The organism is Kitasatospora sp. NPDC058406 (assembly GCF_042722765.1).
Lineage (GTDB): Bacteria > Actinomycetota > Actinomycetes > Streptomycetales > Streptomycetaceae > Kitasatospora.
This window is the reverse complement of the sequence record NZ_JBHXKE010000001.1, coordinates 62084-80886: the sequence shown is the minus strand read 5'-3', so window position 1 is coordinate 80886 and position 18803 is coordinate 62084. Positions and strand designations below refer to the sequence as shown.

The 18803-nt window shown below is 73.6% G+C and carries 14 protein-coding genes; 8 read left to right on the top strand and 6 right to left on the bottom strand.

The window, feature by feature from the left end; all coding sequences use genetic code 11:
- Positions 1–24: 24 nt before the first annotated feature.
- From ACFWOG_RS00330 to ACFWOG_RS00310, 5 genes are all read right to left on the bottom strand, one after another.
- Positions 25–1224 carry an XdhC family protein gene (locus ACFWOG_RS00330; RefSeq protein WP_380353312.1) on the bottom strand — a complete coding sequence of 400 codons (1200 nt, stop codon included), beginning with the start codon at positions 1222–1224 and terminating at the stop codon, positions 25–27.
- Between the two features lie 167 nt (positions 1225–1391).
- Positions 1392–2882 (bottom strand): NCS2 family permease, encoded by a 1491-nt coding sequence (locus ACFWOG_RS00325; RefSeq protein WP_380353309.1) that lies wholly within the window; start codon positions 2880–2882, stop codon positions 1392–1394.
- Positions 2883–3170: 288 nt separating this feature from the next.
- Entirely contained in the window at positions 3171–5567 is a 2397-nt protein-coding gene (gene pucD / locus ACFWOG_RS00320) for a xanthine dehydrogenase subunit D (protein ID WP_380353306.1), read from the bottom strand.
- Entirely contained in the window at positions 5564–6052 is a 489-nt protein-coding gene (locus tag ACFWOG_RS00315; RefSeq protein WP_329880469.1) for a (2Fe-2S)-binding protein, read from the bottom strand. Before ACFWOG_RS00315 ends, pucD begins: the two co-directional genes overlap by 4 nt.
- A complete protein-coding gene (locus tag ACFWOG_RS00310) occupies positions 6049–6936 on the bottom strand; it encodes an FAD binding domain-containing protein (protein WP_329948891.1) in 888 nt (295 codons plus the stop codon). The genes ACFWOG_RS00315 and ACFWOG_RS00310 overlap by 4 nt, the downstream gene beginning before the upstream one ends.
- A gap of 421 nt (positions 6937–7357) precedes the next feature.
- On the opposite strand from ACFWOG_RS00310, the gene ACFWOG_RS00305 reads away from it, so the two are divergent.
- The gene (locus ACFWOG_RS00305; RefSeq protein WP_380353303.1) at positions 7358–8950 is read left to right on the top strand and encodes a PucR family transcriptional regulator; all 1593 of its coding nucleotides are present in this window, start codon (positions 7358–7360) and stop codon (positions 8948–8950) included.
- A 141-nt stretch (positions 8951–9091) separates the two neighbouring features.
- Here ACFWOG_RS00305 and ACFWOG_RS00300 read toward each other — a convergent pair whose 3' ends face one another.
- Positions 9092–10219 (bottom strand): alpha/beta hydrolase-fold protein, encoded by a 1128-nt coding sequence (locus ACFWOG_RS00300; RefSeq protein ID WP_329948889.1) that lies wholly within the window; start codon positions 10217–10219, stop codon positions 9092–9094.
- Positions 10220–10574: 355 nt separating this feature from the next.
- On the opposite strand from ACFWOG_RS00300, the gene ACFWOG_RS00295 reads away from it, so the two are divergent.
- From ACFWOG_RS00295 to ACFWOG_RS00265, 7 genes are all read left to right on the top strand, one after another.
- Positions 10575–11591, top strand: coding sequence for a substrate-binding domain-containing protein (locus ACFWOG_RS00295; protein ID WP_329948888.1), 1017 nt, complete (start codon positions 10575–10577; stop codon positions 11589–11591).
- A complete protein-coding gene (locus ACFWOG_RS00290; protein WP_380353299.1) occupies positions 11588–12619 on the top strand; it encodes an ABC transporter permease in 1032 nt (343 codons plus the stop codon). The genes ACFWOG_RS00295 and ACFWOG_RS00290 overlap by 4 nt, the downstream gene beginning before the upstream one ends.
- Positions 12616–13578, top strand: coding sequence for an ATP-binding cassette domain-containing protein (locus tag ACFWOG_RS00285; RefSeq protein WP_380353296.1), 963 nt, complete (start codon positions 12616–12618; stop codon positions 13576–13578). The genes ACFWOG_RS00290 and ACFWOG_RS00285 overlap by 4 nt, the downstream gene beginning before the upstream one ends.
- Positions 13575–14681, top strand: coding sequence for an ROK family glucokinase (locus ACFWOG_RS00280; RefSeq protein WP_380353293.1), 1107 nt, complete (start codon positions 13575–13577; stop codon positions 14679–14681). The genes ACFWOG_RS00285 and ACFWOG_RS00280 overlap by 4 nt, the downstream gene beginning before the upstream one ends.
- A gap of 463 nt (positions 14682–15144) precedes the next feature.
- Positions 15145–16947, top strand: coding sequence for a gamma-glutamyltransferase (ggt, locus tag ACFWOG_RS00275; protein WP_329948885.1), 1803 nt, complete (start codon positions 15145–15147; stop codon positions 16945–16947).
- A 151-nt stretch (positions 16948–17098) separates the two neighbouring features.
- Positions 17099–17902 carry an exodeoxyribonuclease III gene (locus tag ACFWOG_RS00270; RefSeq protein WP_329880456.1) on the top strand — a complete coding sequence of 268 codons (804 nt, stop codon included), beginning with the start codon at positions 17099–17101 and terminating at the stop codon, positions 17900–17902.
- A gap of 153 nt (positions 17903–18055) precedes the next feature.
- Positions 18056–18670: a hypothetical protein gene (locus ACFWOG_RS00265; protein WP_329948884.1), complete on the top strand. Its 615-nt coding sequence runs from the start codon at positions 18056–18058 to the stop codon at positions 18668–18670.
- The last annotated feature ends 133 nt before the right edge of the window (positions 18671–18803 follow it).

The window sequence follows — 18803 nt, the reverse complement described above, 5'->3', positions numbered from 1 at the left end:
CCCGACCCGATGCGGCCCGTCGGGTCAGGCCGCGTGCGGCTTCCGCACGCTCCCCGGCTCCGCCGCGTCCGCCGGGGCGTCCGCGAGCGCCAGGTCGTGGTGGATCGGCCCGTCCCCGGCGCTGAGCGGCAGGCAGCTGCCGCCCCTGCGGTGGGCGACGATCTCGGCGGCGACCGACACGGCGGTCTCCTCGGGGGTGCGGGCGCCGAGGTCCAGACCGATGGGGGAGCGCAGCCGGCCGATCTCGGCGTCGGTCAGGCCGCTCGCGCGCAGCCGGGCCTCCCGGTCGCGGTGGGTGCGGCGGGAGCCCATCGCGCCGACGTAGCCGACCGGCAGCCGCAACGCGCGCTCCAGCAGCGGGATGTCGAACTTGGCGTCGTGGGTGAGCACGCAGAGCACGGCGCGGCCGTCGAGCCGGTCGAGCTGGGTGTCGAGGTAGCGGTGCGGCCAGTCGACGACGACCCGGTCGGCGTCGGGGAAGCGCTGCCGGGTGGCGAAGACGGGGCGGGCGTCGCAGACGGTGACGTGGTAGCCGAGGAACTTGCCGATCCGGACGACCGCCGCCGCGAAGTCGATCGCGCCGAAGACCAGCATCCGCGGCGGGGGCACGTAGGACTCGACGAAGAAGGTCACGGTGCCCCGCTCCTGCTCGTCGCAGGGGCGTCCGTCGAGGCCGAGCACCAGCTGTCCGGTGCGGCCGGCGTCGAGCATGGCCCGGGCCTCGGTGACCAGGGCCCGTTCCAGGGCGGCCACCGTGGAGGGGGCGGGGGAGAGGGCGCCGTGGTGGGTGTCGGCGGTGACGGTGAGGGTGGCGCCGAGCAGGGCGGCGGGGCCGGCGACGGCACGGGCGAGGGCGACCGGGGTGCCCGCGGCGACGGCGGCGAGGCCGGTGTCGAGGGCCGGGTCGGCGCCGGGGACGACCGGCTGGACGAAGACGTCGATGACGCCGCCGCAGGTCAGGCCGACGGCGAAGGCGTCCTCGTCGCTGTAGCCGAACCGTTCCAGGACGGGCCGGCCGGACTCCAGGGCGGCCCGGCAGAGCTCGTAGACGGCGCCCTCGACGCAGCCGCCGGACACGCTCCCGATCGCCTCGCCGGCCTCGTCGACGGCGAGCGCGGCACCGGGGTCGCGCGGCGCGCTGCCGGAGACCCCGACCACCGTGGCCACGGCGAAGGCGCGGCCGGACGCGTGCCAGGCCTGCAGCTGCTCGGCGATGTCCTGCATGGCGGGAGCTCCTTGTCGCTTTCGAGGGTAGCCGGAGAGGGACCGGCGGGCGCGGACGGAAGGGTCACGGACGGAAGGGTCGGCCGACGGACCGGGCCGCCGACGGACCGGGCCGCCGTACGGGAGAACGATCCCGTACGGCGGCGGTACCGCTTCGGACGGGTCGGTCAGTGCACACCCAGCCAGGACTTGACCGGGGTGAGCGCGAAGTAGACGACGAAGAGGGCGGTCAGGATCCACATCAGCGCGCCGGGCTCGCGCCACTTGCCCCGGCCGGCCTTGATCACCGTGTAGGAGATGACGCCGGCCGCGACCCCGGCGGTGATGCTGTAGGTGAACGGCATCAGGACGCAGGTGAGGAAGGCGGGGATGGCCACGTCGCGGTCGGACCAGTCGATGTGCCGGGCCTGGCTCATCATCATCGAGCCGATGACGACGAGGGCGGCGGAGGCGACCTCGACCGGGACGATGCCGGCCAGCGGCGAGAAGAACAGCATCAGGGCGAAGAGCCCGCCGGTGACGGTGGAGGCGAGGCCGGTGCGGGCCCCGTCGCCGACCCCGGTGGCGGACTCGACGAAGACGGTCTGGCCGGAGGCGCCGGCCAGACCGCCGACCGCGCCGCCGGCGCCGTCGATGAACAGCGCCTTGGAGAGGCCGGGCATCCGGCCCCGCTTGTCGGCGAGGCCGGCCTCGGTGCCGACGCCGATGATGGTGGCCATCGCGTCGAAGAACCCGGCGAGGACGAGGGTGAAGACGGCGACCGAGGCACTGATCGCGCCCATGCCCGAGCCGCCGAAGGCGCCGAACAGGTCGACGTCGCCGAAGAGGCCGAAGTCGGGTGCGGAGACGGGGGATCCGGGCCAGACGGGCACGGAGTTGCGCCAGGCCCCGGCGGGTACGCCGGCCGCCTTGTTGACGATCACCGCGAGGACGGTGCCGCCGGCGATGCCGATGAGGATCGCGCCGCGCACGTTGCGGGCCATCAGGACGAAGATGGCGAGCAGGGTGACGCAGAAGACCAGGACCGGCCAGCCGGCGAGTTCGCCGGCCGGGCCGAGCGACAGCGGGGTGGGTCCGCCGGTGTGCGTGAACCCGGCCTTGAAGAGGCCGATGACGGTGACGAAGAGGCCGATGCCGATGGTGATGGCGTGCTTGAGCGGCAGGGGTATGCCGTTCATGATCTTCTCGCGCAGGCCGGAGACCACCAGCAGCACGATCAGCAGGCCGTAGATGACGCACAGGCCCATCGCCTGCGGCCAGGTCGTGTGCGGGACGACCAGCGCGGAGACGGCGCCGGAGACGGAGAGGCCGGCGGCGAGCGCGAGCGGGACGTTGCCGACCACGCCCATCAGGATCGTGGTGACGGCGGCGGCGAGCGCGGTGGCGGTGGTGAGCGCGGCGTGGTCCAGCTTGACGCCGGTGACGTCGGCGCCGCCCAGGATGAGCGGGTTGAGCAGGATGATGTAGGCCATCGCCATGAACGTGGTGACGCCACCGCGGAGTTCGTTGGCGAGGGTCGATCCCCGGGCGGAGATCTTGAAGTAGGCGTCCAGGGCGTTCCTGGGCGGGGCGGCCGCGGCCGGCGTGGGGGCGCCGTCCTCGGTGGACTCGGTGGGTCTGTCTTCAGTGGTGCCGGGCTCCGTGGGGATCCTGGTCATGTCCACTCCCAAGTGTCAAAGGGGGTTGGGGTGGGCGAGCCGACCTGACAGCCAGTCAACGAAGCTGTGGCACAGGGGGACGTTTCGACTCACTGGTGCGCGGGTGGTCCGGGCCGCCGCCGAGCCCCGGCGTGGGAGGCGGCGGTCCGTGCTGCGGTGACGCGAGGGTGCGGTGACGCGAGGGTGCGAGGGCGCAGGGGTGCGGTGGTTCGGTGACGTGCCGGTGGTGCGGCCCCGGGGCGGCGGGGAAGACGGTCGCCGCCCCGGGGAGGTCCTCGGGTCCGGTGGCTACAGCGCCCCGGGCCGTTCGGTGGTCAGGTGCTCGGGCCGGACCGGGATCCGGTGGAGCGCCAGGCCGGTGGCGTTGCGGATGGCGGCCACGATGGACGGCGTCGCCGAGACGGTCGGCGCCTCACCCACTCCGCGCAGCCCGTACGGCGCGTTGGGGTCGGGGAGTTCGAGGATCTCGACCGGGATCGGCGGGGTGTCGAGGATGGTCGGGATCAGGTAGTCGGTGAAGGAGGCGTTGCGCACCTTCCCGTCCTTCACGATGATCTCCTCCATCACGGCCAGTCCGAGCGCCTGGGTGCAGCCGCCCTGGATCTGGCCGACCACGGAGAGCGGGTTGAGGGCCTTGCCGACGTCCTGGACGGCGGTCAGCTCGACCACCTTGACCAGGCCCAGCTCGATGTCCACGTCGACCACCGCGCGGTTCGCGCAGAAGGTGTACTGGACGTGGCCGAAGCCCTGCCCGGTCTCCTTGTCGAACGGCACGGTCGGCCGGTGGTGGTGTTCCCGGGTGAGGTCGATCGCCTCGTCGCCGAGCAGGTCGACCATGGAGACCAGCGGGCCGGCCGACGCCGAGACCACCTTGCCGCCGACCAGCGTGATGTCGTTCTGGGACCAGCCGTAGCGGCCCCGGCCCTTCTCGATCAGCGCGTGCCGGACCGCCTCGGCGGCGAGTTTGACGGCGCCGCCGGTCATGTAGGTCTGCCGCGAGGCCGAGGTCGAACCGGCCGAGCCGACCTCGGTGTTGGCCGGCTGGATGGTGACCTGCTCGACGCCGAGCTCGGTGCGGGCGATCTGCGCGTGCACGGTGACGCCGCCCTGGCCGACCTCGGCCATCGCGGTGTGCACCAGGGCGACCGGCTCGCCGCCGATCACCTCCAGCCGCACCCGGGCGGTCGAGTAGTCGTCGAAGCCCTCGGAGAAGCCGACGTTCTTGATGCCGACGGAGTAGCCGACGCCGCGCACGATGCCCTCGCCGTGCGAGGTGTTGGAGAGCGCGCCGGGCAGCTGCCGGACGTCCAGGTCGTCGAGGTCGAGCGGCGGGGGCAGCGGCATGTCCTTGACCCGCCGGAGCAGTTCGGCGACCGGCGCGGGCGCGTCGATCTCCTGGCCGGTGGGCATCAGGTCGCCCTGCTGCACCGCGTTGAGCTGCCGGAGTTCGACCGGGTCCATGCCGAGTTCGGCGGCGAGCCGGTCCATCTGGGTCTCGTAGCCGAACGCGGCCTGGACGGCGCCGAAGCCGCGCATCGCCCCGCAGGACGGGTTGTTGCTGTACAGCGCGACGGCGTGCATCCGCACGTTCGGGATCACGTACGGGCCGTGTCCGAGCGAGGCCGCGTTGCCGACCACGGCGGGCGAGGCGGAGGCGTACGCGCCGCCGTCGAGCACGATCCGGGCGTCGGCGTAGACCAGCTTGCCGTCGCGGGTGGCGCCGTGCTCGTAGAACATCCTCGCCGGGTGGCGGTGGACGTGGCCGAAGAAGGACTCGTCCCGGGCGTAGACGATCTTGACCGGCTTGTCGGTGCGCTGGGCCAGCAGGCAGGCGTGGATCTGCATCGAGAGGTCCTCGCGACCGCCGAAGGCACCGCCGACGCCCGCCAGGGTGAGCCGGACCTTCTCCTCCGGCAGGCCGAGCACCGGCGCGATCTGCTGGCGGTCCACGTGCAGCCACTGGGTGGCGACGTAGAGGTCGATGCCGCCGTCCTCGGCGGGCACGGCCAGCCCGGACTCCGGGCCGAGGAAGGCCTGGTCCTGCATGCCGACCTCGTACGTGCCGGTGACGACGACGTCGGCGAGCGCCCGCACCTCGTCGGTCACGCCGCGGCCGGAGACCAGCCGCTGCTCGTGGCAGATGTTGCCGTGGGCGTGCGACTTGTACTCGTGCGGCTCGTGCACGTAGCCGTGCGTCTCCGGGTCGAGGCACTGCTCCTCGGTGACGATCGGGGTGAGCACCTCGTACTCGACCTTGATCTTCTTCATCGCGCGCCGGGCGGTCTCCGGGTGGTCGGCCGCGACCAGCGCGATCGCCTCGCCGTGGTAGCGGATCTTGTCGATCGCCAGCGCCGGCTGGTCGGCGATCTCCAGTCCGTAGTACTTGGTGCCGGGGATGTCCTCGTGGGTGAGGACCGCGTAGACGCCGGGCACGGTGAGCGCCTCGGAGACGTCCACGCTCAGGATGGTGGCCCGGGGGTGCGGCGAGCGCAGCGCCGTGCCCCAGAGCATGTCCTCGTGCCAGAGGTCCGAGGAGTACGCGAACTCGCCGCGCACCTTCAGCGTGCCGTCGGGACGCAGCGGCGAGCCGCCGATGCCGTCCTTGCTGGACTGCCGGATGTCCTGGAGGTTCTTCTGCCCCTGGATGCTGCGCGCGGCGTTCCGCGCGCTCGAACGCGTGGTCATTCCGCGACCGCCTTACCCGCGCACTTGCGGGCGGACGCCAGCCGCACCGCGTCCATGATCTTCTCGTAGCCGGTGCAGCGGCACAGGTTGCCCGACAGCGCCTCCCGGATGTCGGAGTCGGACGGCTGCGCGTCCTCCTCCAGCAGCGCGTCCGTCTGCACCAGCAGGCCGGGGGTGCAGAAGCCGCACTGGACGGCGCCGGCGTCGACGAACGCCTGCTGGACCAGGCCCAGCTCGCCGTCCTCGCCACCGAGCCCCTCGACGGTGCGCACCTCGCGGTCCTGCACCTGGCCGGCCGCGACCAGACAGGAACAGACCGGCACCCCGTCCAGGTAGACCGTGCAGGAACCGCACTCGCCCTGCTCGCAGGCGTTCTTCGAACCGGGCAGGCCGACCCGCTCGCGCAGCACGTAGAGCAGGCTCTCGCCCTCCCAGACGTCGTCGGCCTCGACCGGCCGGCCGTTGGCGGTGAAAGTGACCCTCATGCCGCGCTCCTGATCTGCTTGCGGTAGTCGTTCCAGGTCCAGGTGAGGGTGCGCCGCGCCATCACGGCGAGCGCGTGCCGCCGGTAGTCGGCGGTGCCCCGGACGTCGTCGATCGGGGAGGCGGCGCCCTTGACCAGCTCGCCGAACCGCTGGACGACCTCGGCGCCCAGCAGCTCGCCGGTCTCCCAGAGTCCGCGTTCGGCGAGCACGTCCCGCAGGTACTCCTCGGCCTCGACGGCGCGGCGCGGCGTGGGGGCGGCCGAGCCGATCCCGGTCCCGACGGTGCCGGTCCCCGGGTGCAGGGCGAAGCCGAACGCGCAGACCGCGATCACCATCGCGTTGCGGGTGCCGATCTTCGAGAACTGCTGGGGGCCGTCCGCGACCGGGATCCGCACGGCGCGGATCAGCTCGTCGGCCTCCAGGCAGTTGCGCTTCACCCCCACGTAGAAGTCGTCGATCGGGATCAGCCGGGTGCCGCGCACCGAGGCCGCCTCGACGAACACGTCGCGGCCGGCGGCCAGCAGCGCCGGGTGGGAGTCGCCGGCCGGCGAGGCCGCGCCGAGGTTCCCGCCCACGCCGCCCCGGTTGCGGATCTGCGGCGAGCCGACGGTGTGGGCGGCGAGTGCGAGACCCGGCAGCGGGCCGGACAGCTCGTCGATGATGCGGCTGTAGGGGACGGCTGCGCCGAGCCGGACGACCTCGCCGTCGTCGGTCCACTCGGTGAGCTCGGTGACGCGGTTCAGGTCGAGAATCGCGGGTGGCCGGTGCACGTCGAAGTTCATCTCGACCATGACGTCCGTGCCGCCCGAGATGGGCAGCGCGGCCGGGTACTCGGCCTTCGCCGCGAGCGCCTCGTCCCAGGTGGCGGGCCGAAGGAACTCCATGCGGGTGTCTCCTCAAGTCGTTTCCGGCCGGACGGGTGGGCACAGTGCCCGGACCGTGTGTTCGGGCCGTGCTCGCCGCGTCGTTCCCTCCGCGTCGGGCCCCGGTCACCGGAGTGTGTCCGGCGGCGTGTGGCCAGTGAACCGCTGTGACGGGGCCCACTGGCAGTCACCGATGGCATGAAGCCCCGGCTGTGGTCCCGCCCGGCATCCTGTACGTTCCTCTAAGGAGAACGACGTCGCAGCCCAGCCGTGCGCCGAGTGCCACCCACGACCGTGATCCGGCCGTGATTTCCGAGCCGCGACCCCGTGATCCGGGCACCCGTTGGGACGTAACACCGAGCACGCGTGTTCGGGCACACTGTCACCCCGGACCGGACGCCCGGTCCCGTTCCCCCACCCCCAGCCCGTTAGGAGCCCGCGGATGCGTGTCCGTGATCTGCTCGCCCCCGGCGCCCCGCGCCTGCGCCTGCTCGCGGCCGAGGACGAGCTGGACCGGCAGGTCAGCGGTGTGATGACGACCGACCTGCATGACCCGGGCCGGTACCTGCACGGCGGCGAGCTGGTCCTCACCGGCATGCTCTGGCGTACCGGACCGGCCGACTCCGAGCGGTTCGTACGGACGATCGTGGCGGGCGGGGCGGTCGCCCTGGCGGCGGGCGAGGCCGAGGTCGGGCCGGTCCCCGAGGACCTGGTGGAGGCCTGTCGGCGGCACCGGATGCCGCTGCTGGCCGTACCCGACGACATCGCCTTCGGCACCGTCACCGAGTTCGTCGGCCGCCAGGTCTCCGCGGACCGGGCCGCCGACCTGTCGGCCCTGGTCGACCGGCACCGGCTGCTGGTCTCCGCCGCGGGCGGCGGCGGCCTGGACGCCGTCCTCGACCTGCTCGGCGGTGACCTCGACCTCGACTGCTGGGTGCTCACCCCGACCGGCGCGGTGATCGCCGGCCCCGCGGACCGGCTCCCCGCGGCGGACCGCGACCAGTTGGTCCGCGCCCATCTGGCCGCGCAGCGCCAGCGCCGCCGCCCGCCGCACCGGGCCCGGCTGGCCGTCGGCCCGTACTCGTTGCTGCCGGCGCCCGTCGCCCCCGAGACGCAGGCGCCGCTCGCCGACTGGGTGCTGGTGGTGGCCGGTGACGTCACCGAATGGACCGGCAAGCGCCAGCAGCTCGCCGAGAACCTGGCCCGGCTGGTCGCCGCCGAGCGGCACCGCCGGGACGAGGGGCGCCGGCTGCGCCGCCGCCTCGCCGACGAGGTGCTGACCCTGCTCCAGCGGGACGCCGACCCGGCGGAGATCAGCCGCACCCTGTACGCGTCCTCGGCGATGGCCGCCCGCTACGAGAGCCCCGAGCCCGGGCCGCAGGCGCCGGAGGGCTCCTGGCTGGTGCTCAGCGCCGAGGGCACCGGCCTGCCGGAGGGCGCGGTGCGCGCGATCCTGGAGGAAGCTCTCAACGGCACCACCGACCGCGCGCTGGTCGCCGGGGCCGGCACCGGCGCGGTGGTGGTGATGCCCGCCCTGGAGAGCGCGGTGCCCGCCGAGACCCTGCGCGAACTGCTCGCCCCGCTGGACGCCGGGCTCGGCTCGGAGGGCCGGATCACCCTCGGCGTCTCCGCCCCGGCCTCCGAGGCGGGCGGCCTGCGCGGCGCGCTGGAGGAGGCCCGGCACGCCCGCCGGATCGCCGCCGCCCGGGTCGGCCGGGTCTGCGTGGCCGGGCCGGAGGAACTCGCCTCGCACGTGCTGCTGCTGGCCGCCGTCCCGGACGAGGTCCGCCGGGCGTTCCGCAGCCGGCTGCTGGACACGGTGATCGCCTACGACATCGAGCACCAGGCCGACCTGGTCCGCACCCTGGAGGCGTTCCTCCGGTCGGACGGCTCGTGGACGCGGTGCGCCGCGCAGCTCCACGTCCACGTCAACACGCTTCGCTACCGGATCGGCCGGATCGAGGAGTTGACGGGCCGCGACCTGTCCCGGCTGGAGGACCGGGTGGACTTCTACCTGGCCCTCGAACTGGCCTGACCGGGCCGGCCGCCGCCCGGACGGAGACGAGGCCCCCGGAGCACCGTGCTCCGGGGGCCTCGCCATGACCGCGTGTTCGTCGTGTCCGTCGTGTCCGGGTGTCCGTCGTGTCCGCCGGGCGGACCGTGACCCGTCGGGGGGCTACTGGACCGGGATGACGCCGGTCAGCCACTCGAAGACGCCCGGCACCATGTCCTTCCAGACGTCGCTGGAGTGCGGGCCGGTGGTCTCGACCGCCTGGACGGTGGTCGGCGCCTTCGCCGCCGCCGCGATGGCCTGGCCGTCCTCGAAGCCGTCGCCCTTGTTGCCGGAGACGTAGAGCGCCACCTTCGGCGGCTGGGCGGCGTGCTTGACGATGGTGACCGGGTTGTTGGCCTCGCGCAGCGCCGGGTCCTTGCCGACCAGCGAGTCCTTCTCGGTCGCCGGGTCGTTGTAGCCGGAGAGGCTGATCCCCGCCCGGTAGCGGTTGGGGTGGGCCAGCGAGAGCTTGGAGGCGCAGTGCGCGCCGGCCGAGTACCCGGCGATCGCCCAGCGGTCGGCGGACGGGTCGGCCCGGAAGTTGTCCAGGATCATCTGCGGGACGTCGCGGGTCAGCCAGGTGTCCGCGTTGACCTTGCCCGGGATGTCGGTGCACCCCGCGTCGGTGCGGTTGCCCAGCAGCAGCGTGCGCGGCGAGACCAGGATGAACGGCGCCACCTTGCCCTGCTGCATCAGCGGCTTGAGCTGCTCGGAGACCTTCAGCGTGCCGTACCAGGTGGAGGAGGAGCCCGGGTAGCCGGGGATCAGCTCGACCACCGGGAACTTCTTGTCCTTGAACGCCGGGTCGTTGTACTGCGGCGGCAGCCAGACCAGCACCTCGCCGTCGACGCCGGAGAGCTGGCCCTTGAGGTCGGTCTTCTGGACGTCGCCCGGCACCTTCGGGTCGTCGACGCCGCGGAAGGCCTGCTGGACCTTGGTGGCCGGCGGCTTGGCGTCCCCGCCGCCCGCCGGTGCGCCGGTGGCCCCGGGGGTCGGGGCCGGCCCGGTGCCGTTCGCCGCGCCCGGGTCGGCCGGCGGGACGGCGGGCACCGCCCGGACGTGCTTGCCGGTGCCGAGCAGGTCGTCCCAGCTGCCGTAGATCAGGTTGGCGTTGTTGACCATGACGAAGACCATGATCACGGCCGTGACCTGGCAGAACACGAGCATCGCGAGCCTGGACAGGACACGCACCGGCTGCGGCCCTCGGACCTTGCCCCAGAGCAGCATCGCCACCGCGATGGAGATCGGCACGAGAATGACCGTGCAGATGAAGAATGGCGTACCTGTCAGTTGCATGAAGTTCTCGTATCCGGGTTGGAAGCCGCCCGGGCCCCACTCGCCCGGAACGCCACCTCAATGGCATCAGACGGCCTGAAACGGGGATCGGTTGCCGTCCGAATCTGTGCGAAACCTGAGAGGAACATCACGTTTACGCGCTGCTCCCTTTTCGGGCCCGCCCTAGTCTGCCACCCTGGCAGCCTCTGCCCGGACGTCGCGTCCAGCGGACTCCCAGGAATCCCCCGCAGGGCACGATACCGCCCGTACGGATCCGGTCGCCGGGCGAGGCGGTGCGAAGCCGCGTCCGCCGGGCAGCGAGACTAGGGGGATGAGCACAACCCGCACTGGTCCCCTCCGCCGGCTCCTGCCCGCCTGCGCCGTCCTGGCCCTCCTGGTCGCCGTCGCCGGCTGCAGCAGCACCGGAGGCAGACGCGCCGAGCAGGCCCGCGCCCAGGCCTCGGCCGCCGGCGGCGCCGTCACCACCCCCCGCTGGAAGGTGGCCATGGTGACCCACGCGGGCGCCGGCGACGCCTTCTGGGACACCGTGCGCAAGGGCGCCGAGCAGGCCGCCGCCAAGGACAACATCACCTTCCTGTACTCCAACGACGCGCAGACCCAGAACCAGGTCCAGCTCGTCCAGGCCGCCATCGACCAGCGGGTCGACGGCCTGCTGGTCACGCTCGCCAAGGGCGAGGCGATGGCCGACGTGCTCGGCAAGGCCAAGGCCGCCGGCATCCCGGTGATCACCATCAACTCGGGCCAGGAGTACTCCGCCCGGTTCGGCGCGCTCACCCACATCGGCCAGGACGAGTCCACCGCCGGCCAGGCCGCCGGCGCCGAGCTGGCCGCCCGCGGCCGCAAGAACGTCCTCTGCGTGATCCACGAGCAGGGCAACGTGGGGCAGGAACAGCGCTGCTCCGGTGCCCAGGCCAAGTCCGGCGGCCCGTTCCAGGTGCTCTACGTGGACGGCGTCAACATGCCGGACGCCCGCGCGGCGATCTCCGCCAAGCTCCAGTCCGACCAGGGCATCGACACCGTGCTCACCCTCTCCGGCCCGATGGCCGCCACCGGCCTGCAGGCCGTCCAGGACGCCCGCCGCCAGGTCGAGCTCGACACCTTCGACCTGGGCACCCAGGTGGTGTCCGGCCTCAAGTCCGGCTCCGTCGGCTTCGCCGTCGACCAGCAGCCCTACCTCCAGGGCTACGAGGGCGTCGACCTGCTCTGGCTCTACCGCTCCAACCTCGACATGCTCGGCGGGGGCAAGCCGGTCGCCACCGGCCCGCAGATCCTCACCCGGGAGAACGCCGACGCGCTCGCCGAGTACGTGGCGAGGGGGACGCGTTGAGCACCCCGGACGTCCTGGCCCAGGACCGCCCGGCGGCGCTGCGCAGGCTGGCCGCCCGGCCCGAACTCGGCGCGCTGATCGCCGCCGCCGCGGTCTTCCTGGTCTTCGCCGCGGTCGCCGAACCGTTCCTGCGGGTCTCCTCGCTGGGCACCGTGCTGTACGCGGCCTCCACCATCGGGATCATGGCCGTGCCGGTCTCGTTGCTGATGATCGGCGGCGAGTTCGACCTGTCCGCCGGCGTGCTGGTCACCACCGCCGCGCTCACCTCCTCGATGGTCTCCTACCAGCTCACCGCGGTGACCTGGGTGGGCGTGCTGGTCTCCCTGGGAGTGACGCTCTCCGTCGGCCTGTTCAACGGCTGGATGCTGGCCCGCACCAAGCTGCCGAGCTTCATCGTCACGCTCGGCACCTTCCTGATGCTCACCGGCGCCAACCTCGGCGTCACCAAGCTGGTCTCCGGCACCGTCTCCACCAAGCCGATCTCCGACATGGAGGGCTTCGCCTCCTGCCGCTGGCTGTTCGCCTCCGAGGTGACGGTGGGCGGCCTGACGATCAAGGCCACCGTCTGGTGGTGGCTCGGCCTGCTGCTCGTCGGCAGCTGGGTACTGCTGCGCACCCGCTTCGGCAACTGGGTGTTCGCGGTCGGCGGCGACGCGGACGCGGCCCGCGCGGTCGGCGTCCCGGTCGCCCGCACGAAGACCGTGCTCTACCTGTTCGTCGGCTTCGGTGCCTGGGTGCTCGGCCAGCACCTGCTGTTCTCCTTCGACACCGTGCAGTCCGGCGAGGGCGTCGGCAACGAGCTGATCTACATCGTCGCGGCCGTCATCGGGGGCTGCCTGATCACCGGCGGCTACGGCTCGGTGGCCGGCTCCGCGCTCGGCGCGCTGATCTTCGGCATGGCCAGTAAGGGCATCATCTACGCCCAGTGGAACCCGGACTGGTTCAAGTTCTTCCTCGGCGGGATGCTGCTGCTCGCGGCCCTGCTCAACTCCTGGGTGAAGCGCCGTGCCGAACGGGGGCCGCGATGACCGTGCCTGACACGACGACGGCGCCCGCCCCGGGCACCGAGCTGCTCGCCCTCGAAGGCGTCGGCAAGACGTACGGCACGGTCCGTGCGCTGGAGGACGTCTCGCTGACCCTGCGGTCCGGCGAGATCAGCTGCGTGCTCGGTGACAACGGCGCCGGGAAGTCCACGCTGATCAAGATCATCGCCGGGCTGCACCGGCACGACGCGGGCACCCTCACGGTGGGCGGCGAGGAGGTCCGCTTCGACTCGCCGCGCCAGGCCCTCGACCGCGGCATCGCCACCGTCTACCAGGACCTCGCCGTGGTGCCCCTGATGCCCGTCTGGCGGAACTTCTTCCTCGGCTCCGAGCAGGGCTACAAGCGCTGGGGCGGGCTGCGGCTGGACGCCGACGGCATGCGCGCCACCACCCGGAGCGCGCTCGCCGACATGGGCATCGACCTGCCCGACGTCGACCGGCCGATCGGCACCCTCTCCGGCGGCCAGCGCCAGTGCGTGGCGATCGCCCGCGCCGTGCACTTCGGCGCCAGGGTGCTCATCCTGGACGAGCCGACCGCCGCGCTCGGCGTCAAGCAGTCCGGAGTGGTGCTCAAGTACGTCACCGCCGCCCGGGACGCCGGTCTCGGCGTGGTGCTGATCACCCACAACCCGCACCACGCGTACCTGGTCGGTGACCACTTCACCCTGCTCAGGCGCGGTCGGATGGCCGGCAGCCACGCCAGGGCGGAGATCGGCCTCGAACAGCTCACCACCGAGATGGCCGGCGGCTCCGACCTCGCCGAGCTCTCCCACGAGCTGGCCCGGCCCACCGCCCCCGGCCCGGCCGCCGATCCCGCGTCCGGCGACCCGCGGTCCCCCCGCCCCGCGCCCGCCGATCCCGCGTCCACCGATCCGCGGTCCCCTCGCCCCGCGTCCGCCGATCCCGCGTCCACCGACTCAGCCGAGGAGCGCCCGCAGCCGTGACCAGCCCCCAAGGCACCACCCGGCCTCCGGTCCTGCCCACCCTGCTCGGCCTCGGCCCGCGCGCCGAACGCCGCCGCCGCTCCCTGCCCGCCGGCCTGCTGAGGCTGCCGACCATCGGCGTCGACATCGGCGGCACCAAGGTCGTCGCCGGCGTGGTCGACGGCGAGGGCAGGGTGCTGGAGAAGCTGCGCACGGACACCCCGGACAAGTCCAAGAGCCCCCGGGTGGTCGAGGACGTCATCGTCGAGCTGGTGCTCCGGCTCGCCGACCGGCACGACGTCCACGCGGTCGGCATCGGTGCGGCCGGCTGGGTGGACGCCGACCGGGCCACGGTGCTCTTCGCCCCGCACCTGAACTGGCGCAACGAGCCGCTCCAGCAGGCGCTCAGCGAACGGCTGCGGTTCCCGGTGATCGTCGAGAACGACGCCAACGCCGCCGCCTGGGCCGAGTGGCGGTTCGGCGCCGGCCGGGGCGAGGACCACATGGTGATGCTCACCCTGGGGACCGGCATCGGCGGCGCCGTCGTCCGCGACGGCTTCGTCGACCGGGGCAGGTACGGGCTGGCGGGCGAGTTCGGGCACATGCAGGTGGTGCCCGGCGGTCACCGGTGCCCGTGCGGCAACCGGGGCTGCTGGGAGCAGTACTCCTCGGGCAACGCGCTGGTCCGTGACGCCCGCGAGCTGGTGGTCGAGGAGTCCCCGGTGGTCCAGCCGCTGCTGGCGCGGGCCGGCGGCGTGATCGAGGGCATCACCGGCCCGCTGGTGACCGAGGCCGCCCGGGCCGGCGACCCGACCGCCACCGAACTGCTCTACGAGGTCGGCACCTGGCTCGGGGTCGGCATCGCCAATCTGGCCGCGGCCCTCGACCCGGGCCGCTTCGTCATCGGCGGCGGCGTCTCCGAGGCCGGTGACCTCCTCCTCGGCCCCGCGCGGGACACCTTCCGCCGCGCCCTGACCGGCCGCGGCTTCCGCCCGGAGGCGACCATCGTGCACGCCGCGCTCGGCAACGAGGCGGGCCTGGTCGGCGCTGCCGACCTCGCCCGCCAGGTCGCCCGACGCTTCCGCACCATCAAGCGGCGCCGGGTCGAACGCACCCTCCCGTAGGCCCTGCAAGGCGGCCGGGCGGAGGGCCGGAGCACAGGAAGTCGGCCCGGCCGACTTCCTGCGCAGGGAGCGCCCCGCAGGGACGCGTCAGCCGGCCGAGGAACTGCCCGGGGTGGTGGAGCCTCCGCCCGTCGTGGTGGTCCCTCCGGCCGACGTGCGCCCCGCGCCGATGCCACCAGGGGCGCGGGGCAGGACGGGCGGCGCCGGGGAGCGGCGGTGGCGGGGCCGGGTGCACGGAGGGGCCGCGCCCTTCGTGCCGGGATTCGACGGGTACGCGCGCCGGCCACCGGCCGCACGGGCGGCTGCCCGTTCGTTCCGGCGGACCGGAGCCGAAGCGTGCCCGTCCGTCTCCTCCGGGCCGGCCGCCGCGCGTCAACTACCCGTTGGTAGCGCCGTGGCCCTGTTGTCGGGGTCATGGCTCCTGTGAAACAACGGAGTTGACGCCTATTCAGGAGGATTTCGGATGAGAGCGCTGGCTCGAATCGCCCCGCCGTTGCTGCTTGCCACCGCCCTGGTGTGCTCGGTCGCCGGCCCTGCCGGGGCGGCCGGGCCGCCGTCGGCGACACCGGCCAAGGTGCCCGAGGCCGTGGGCCGGGGCGGGGCGGTGGCCAGTGTGGACGCCGACGCCACGGCCGCCGGGATCGAAGTCCTGCGCAAGGGCGGGAACGCGGTGGACGCCGCCGTGGCCGTCGCCGCGGCGCTCGGCGTCACCGAGCCGTACTCGGCCGGGATCGGCGGCGGCGGGTACTTCGTCTACTACGACCACGACACCGGCCGGGTGCACACCATCGACGGCCGGGAGACCGCCTCCCGGACCGCCGACGCGTCCCTGTTCCTGGAGGACGGCAAGCCGCTGCCGTTCGCCGACGCCGTCACCAGCGGCCTCTCCGTCGGCGTCCCCGGTTCCCCGGCCACCTGGGAGACCGCCGTCCGGCTCTGGGGCAAGCGCCCCTTCGCCGAGGCGCTCGCACCCGCCCGGCGGATCGCCGAGCAGGGCTTCACCGTCGACCAGACGTTCCAGGACCAGACCGCCCTCAACCAGGCCCGGTTCAAGGACTTCCCGGACACCGCGAAGCTCTTCCTGCCCGGCGGCGGCCTCCCGGTCGTCGGCTCGACGTTCCGCAACCCCGACCTCGCCGCCACGTACGCGCAGCTCGGCCGGGAGGGCGTCAAGGCGCTCTACCAGGGAGACCTCGCGGCCGACATCGTCCGCACCGTCCAGCACCCGCCGGTCGACCCCGCCTCCGGCCGCGTCGCCAGGCCCGGCAAGGTGGACGCCGTGGACCTGGCCGGCTACCAGGTCCGCCGGCAGCAGCCCACCCACGTCGCCTACCGGGACTACGACCTCTACTCGATCGCCCCGTCCAGCTCCGGCGGCACCACCGTCGGCGAGTCCCTCGGCATCCTGGAGGACGGCGAGGTCGGCGACTACGACGCCACGCAGTACTACCACCACTTCCTGGACTCCACGCGGATCGCCTTCGCCGACCGCAACCGCTGGGTCGGGGACCCGGCGTTCAACGACGTCCCGGTGCGGGAGCTGCTCTCCGCGCGCTACGCCGCCTCGCGCGCCTGCCTGATCAGCCCCGACCGCGCCCTCACCAGCCCGCTCCCGCCCGGCGACCCGCGTCACCCCGCCGACTGCGCGAGCGAGGGCGTGGCGCCCACCGCCGAGCCGTACGAGGGTCTGAGCACCAGCCACCTCACCGTGGCCGACCGCTGGGGCAACGTCGTCTCCTACACCCTCACCCTGGAGCAGACCGGCGGCAGCGGCATCACCGTCCCCGGCCGCGGCTTCCTGCTCAACAACGAGCTGACCGACTTCAACTTCACGCCGCTCGTCCCCGGGGTTCCCGACCCCAACCTGCCGGGCCCCGGCAAGCGCCCGCGTTCCTCGCTCTCGCCGACCATCGTGCTGCGCGACGGCGAGCCCGTGCTGGCGGTCGGATCGCCCGGCGGTGCGACCATCATCACCACCACCCTCCAGGTGCTGCTCGGTCGCCTCGACCGGGGGCTGAGCCTGGAGCAGGCGATCGCCGCACCGCGGGCCAGCCAGCGCAACACGGCCGCCACCCAGGCCGAGCCGGCCTTCCTGGCCCTGCCCGAGCGGGCCCGGCTGGAGGCGCTCGGCCACGTCTTCGCGAGCACGCCGGAGATCGGCGCCGCGACCGGCGTCGAGCGGCTGCCGGACGGCCGCTGGGTCGCGGCCGCCGAACCGGTGCGGCGCGGCGGCGGTTCGGCGGCGGTGGTCCGCCCCGCTCCCTGACCTGCCCCCCGACCCGGGCCCGACCAGAGCCCGACCAGGGCCCGGGCCCTGCGGCCGGGCCGGATTGTCGGTGCCGTTCGGTAGATTCGGGGTGGACGCCTGCCAGGGCGTCCACCCCTCGTCCGTACCGCCATCGGGAAGGCCGCCCGCCGTGACCGTCCGCATCGCCACCTGGAACATCAACTCCGTCACCGCGCGGCTGCCCAAGCTCCTCGAATGGCTGGAGAGCGCCAAGCCCGACGTGCTCTGCCTCCAGGAGCTCAAGTGCGCCGCCGACGCGTTCCCGTACGAGCCGGTCCGCGAGCTGGGCTACGAGACGGCCGCGCACGGCACCGGCCGGTGGAACGGCGTGGCGATCGTCTCCCGGATCGGCCTGGAGGACGTCGTCCGGGACCTCCCCGGCCAGCCCGGCTACCTCGCCGACGACGCGCTGCTGCCCGACGTCGAGCCGCGCGCCGTCGCCGCCACCTGCGGGCCGGTCCGGGTCTGGTCGGTCTACGTGCCCAACGGCCGCGAGGTCGACCACGCCCACTACCGGTACAAGCTGGAGTGGCTGGAGGCGCTGCGCCAGGCCTCGCTGGAGGACGCGGCCGGCAGCCGCCCGTTCGCCGTCCTCGGCGACTTCAACATCGCCCCGGCCGACGAGGACGTCTTCGACGTCGCCGCCTTCGAGGGCCTGACCCACGTCACCCCCGCCGAGCGGGCCGCGCTGGCCGCCCTCGGCGAGGCCGGCCTGCACGACGTGGTGCCCCGCCCGCTCAAGTACGACCACCCCTACACCTACTGGGACTACCGGCAGCTGGCCTTCCCGAAGAACCGCGGCATGCGGATCGACCTCACCTACGCCAACAAGCCCTTCGTCGACGCCGTCACCGACAGCTACGTCGACCGCGAGGCCCGCAAGGGCAAGGGCACGTCGGACCACGCCCCGGTCGTCGTGGACCTCGACCTCTGAGTCACGGTGGGTGACGGCCGGTCGCTCGAACGGCTCCGAGCGGTGGCCGGGCGGGGGAGAGGTGCCTACCGTCGGTGAGTAACTGGGTGTAGTTGTTCGATCACGTGGACATCCGAGTCCGCGGCTGCGCCCGAGAATCCCGGAGGTTCCGGCATGCGCCCCACGCGTACGGCCGCCGCCGCCCTGATCGGCGCAGCGGTGCTGACCGGCCTGACGGCTCCCACCGCGCTGGCCAAGGACGGCGCCGCCACGGTCAGCCCGACCCAGGCCGCACCGGGCCAGACCGTGACGGTCACGGTCTCCTGCGAGAAGTCCGACAAGCCCGAAGCCAAGACCATCACCGCCAACTCCCCGGCCTTCGAGGGCGGGCCGGCCACCCTCACGCTCGGTTCGGACGGCAAGCACACCGGCTCCGCCCGGCTGGCGGGCAAGCACAGCGGCGACAGCAAGGTCGACGGCACCTGTCCGGACGGCGGGGCCTTCGCCACCACCGTCACCGTGACCACCGTGACGGTCTCGTCCTCCGGCGCCGGGTCCACGCCCTCGGGTCTGGGCGGGTGGAGCGAGGCGGCCGGCGAGTGGGCCGGGTCGCTCGGTCAGTCCGGCGCGGGCAGCCAGCAGGTCGCCCCGCACGGCGCGGTGAAGACCGGCCTCGGCGGCTCGGTGGCGGCCGACCCGCTGGAGCTCGCGGGTGGCGCGCTGCTGATCGCCGGCGGCGTCGGTGGCTTCTGGCTGCTGCGGCGGCGGGCCGGTACCGGGTCCGCCTGAAGACGTGCCGGCCCCGGAGGGGTTCGCGCAGAGGTGGCGCCGGGCGGGGCCGCCGGCGGGCCCGCCCGGTCCGCCCGGGCGGCCGGCCCGCGGGGGGGGGGGGAGGCCGGGGGCGGGGGGCCGCCCGGGGCGG

What these genes read in the sequence shown, in the direction of transcription:
- ACFWOG_RS00305 (WP_380353303.1), top strand. Translation starts at nt 7,358, where the DNA reads ATGCGTGTCCGTGATCTGCTCGCCCCCGGCGCCCCGCGCCTGCGCCTG.
- ACFWOG_RS00285 (WP_380353296.1), top strand. Translation starts at nt 12,616, where the DNA reads ATGACCGTGCCTGACACGACGACGGCGCCCGCCCCGGGCACCGAGCTG.
- ACFWOG_RS00315 (WP_329880469.1), bottom strand. Translation starts at nt 6,052, where the DNA reads ATGAGGGTCACTTTCACCGCCAACGGCCGGCCGGTCGAGGCCGACGAC.
- ACFWOG_RS00325 (WP_380353309.1), bottom strand. Translation starts at nt 2,882, where the DNA reads ATGACCAGGATCCCCACGGAGCCCGGCACCACTGAAGACAGACCCACC.
- pucD (WP_380353306.1), bottom strand. Translation starts at nt 5,567, where the DNA reads ATGACCACGCGTTCGAGCGCGCGGAACGCCGCGCGCAGCATCCAGGGG.
- ACFWOG_RS00295 (WP_329948888.1), top strand. Translation starts at nt 10,575, where the DNA reads ATGAGCACAACCCGCACTGGTCCCCTCCGCCGGCTCCTGCCCGCCTGC.
- ggt (WP_329948885.1), top strand. Translation starts at nt 15,145, where the DNA reads ATGAGAGCGCTGGCTCGAATCGCCCCGCCGTTGCTGCTTGCCACCGCC.
- ACFWOG_RS00330 (WP_380353312.1), bottom strand. Translation starts at nt 1,224, where the DNA reads ATGCAGGACATCGCCGAGCAGCTGCAGGCCTGGCACGCGTCCGGCCGC.
- ACFWOG_RS00310 (WP_329948891.1), bottom strand. Translation starts at nt 6,936, where the DNA reads ATGGAGTTCCTTCGGCCCGCCACCTGGGACGAGGCGCTCGCGGCGAAG.
- ACFWOG_RS00265 (WP_329948884.1), top strand. Translation starts at nt 18,056, where the DNA reads ATGCGCCCCACGCGTACGGCCGCCGCCGCCCTGATCGGCGCAGCGGTG.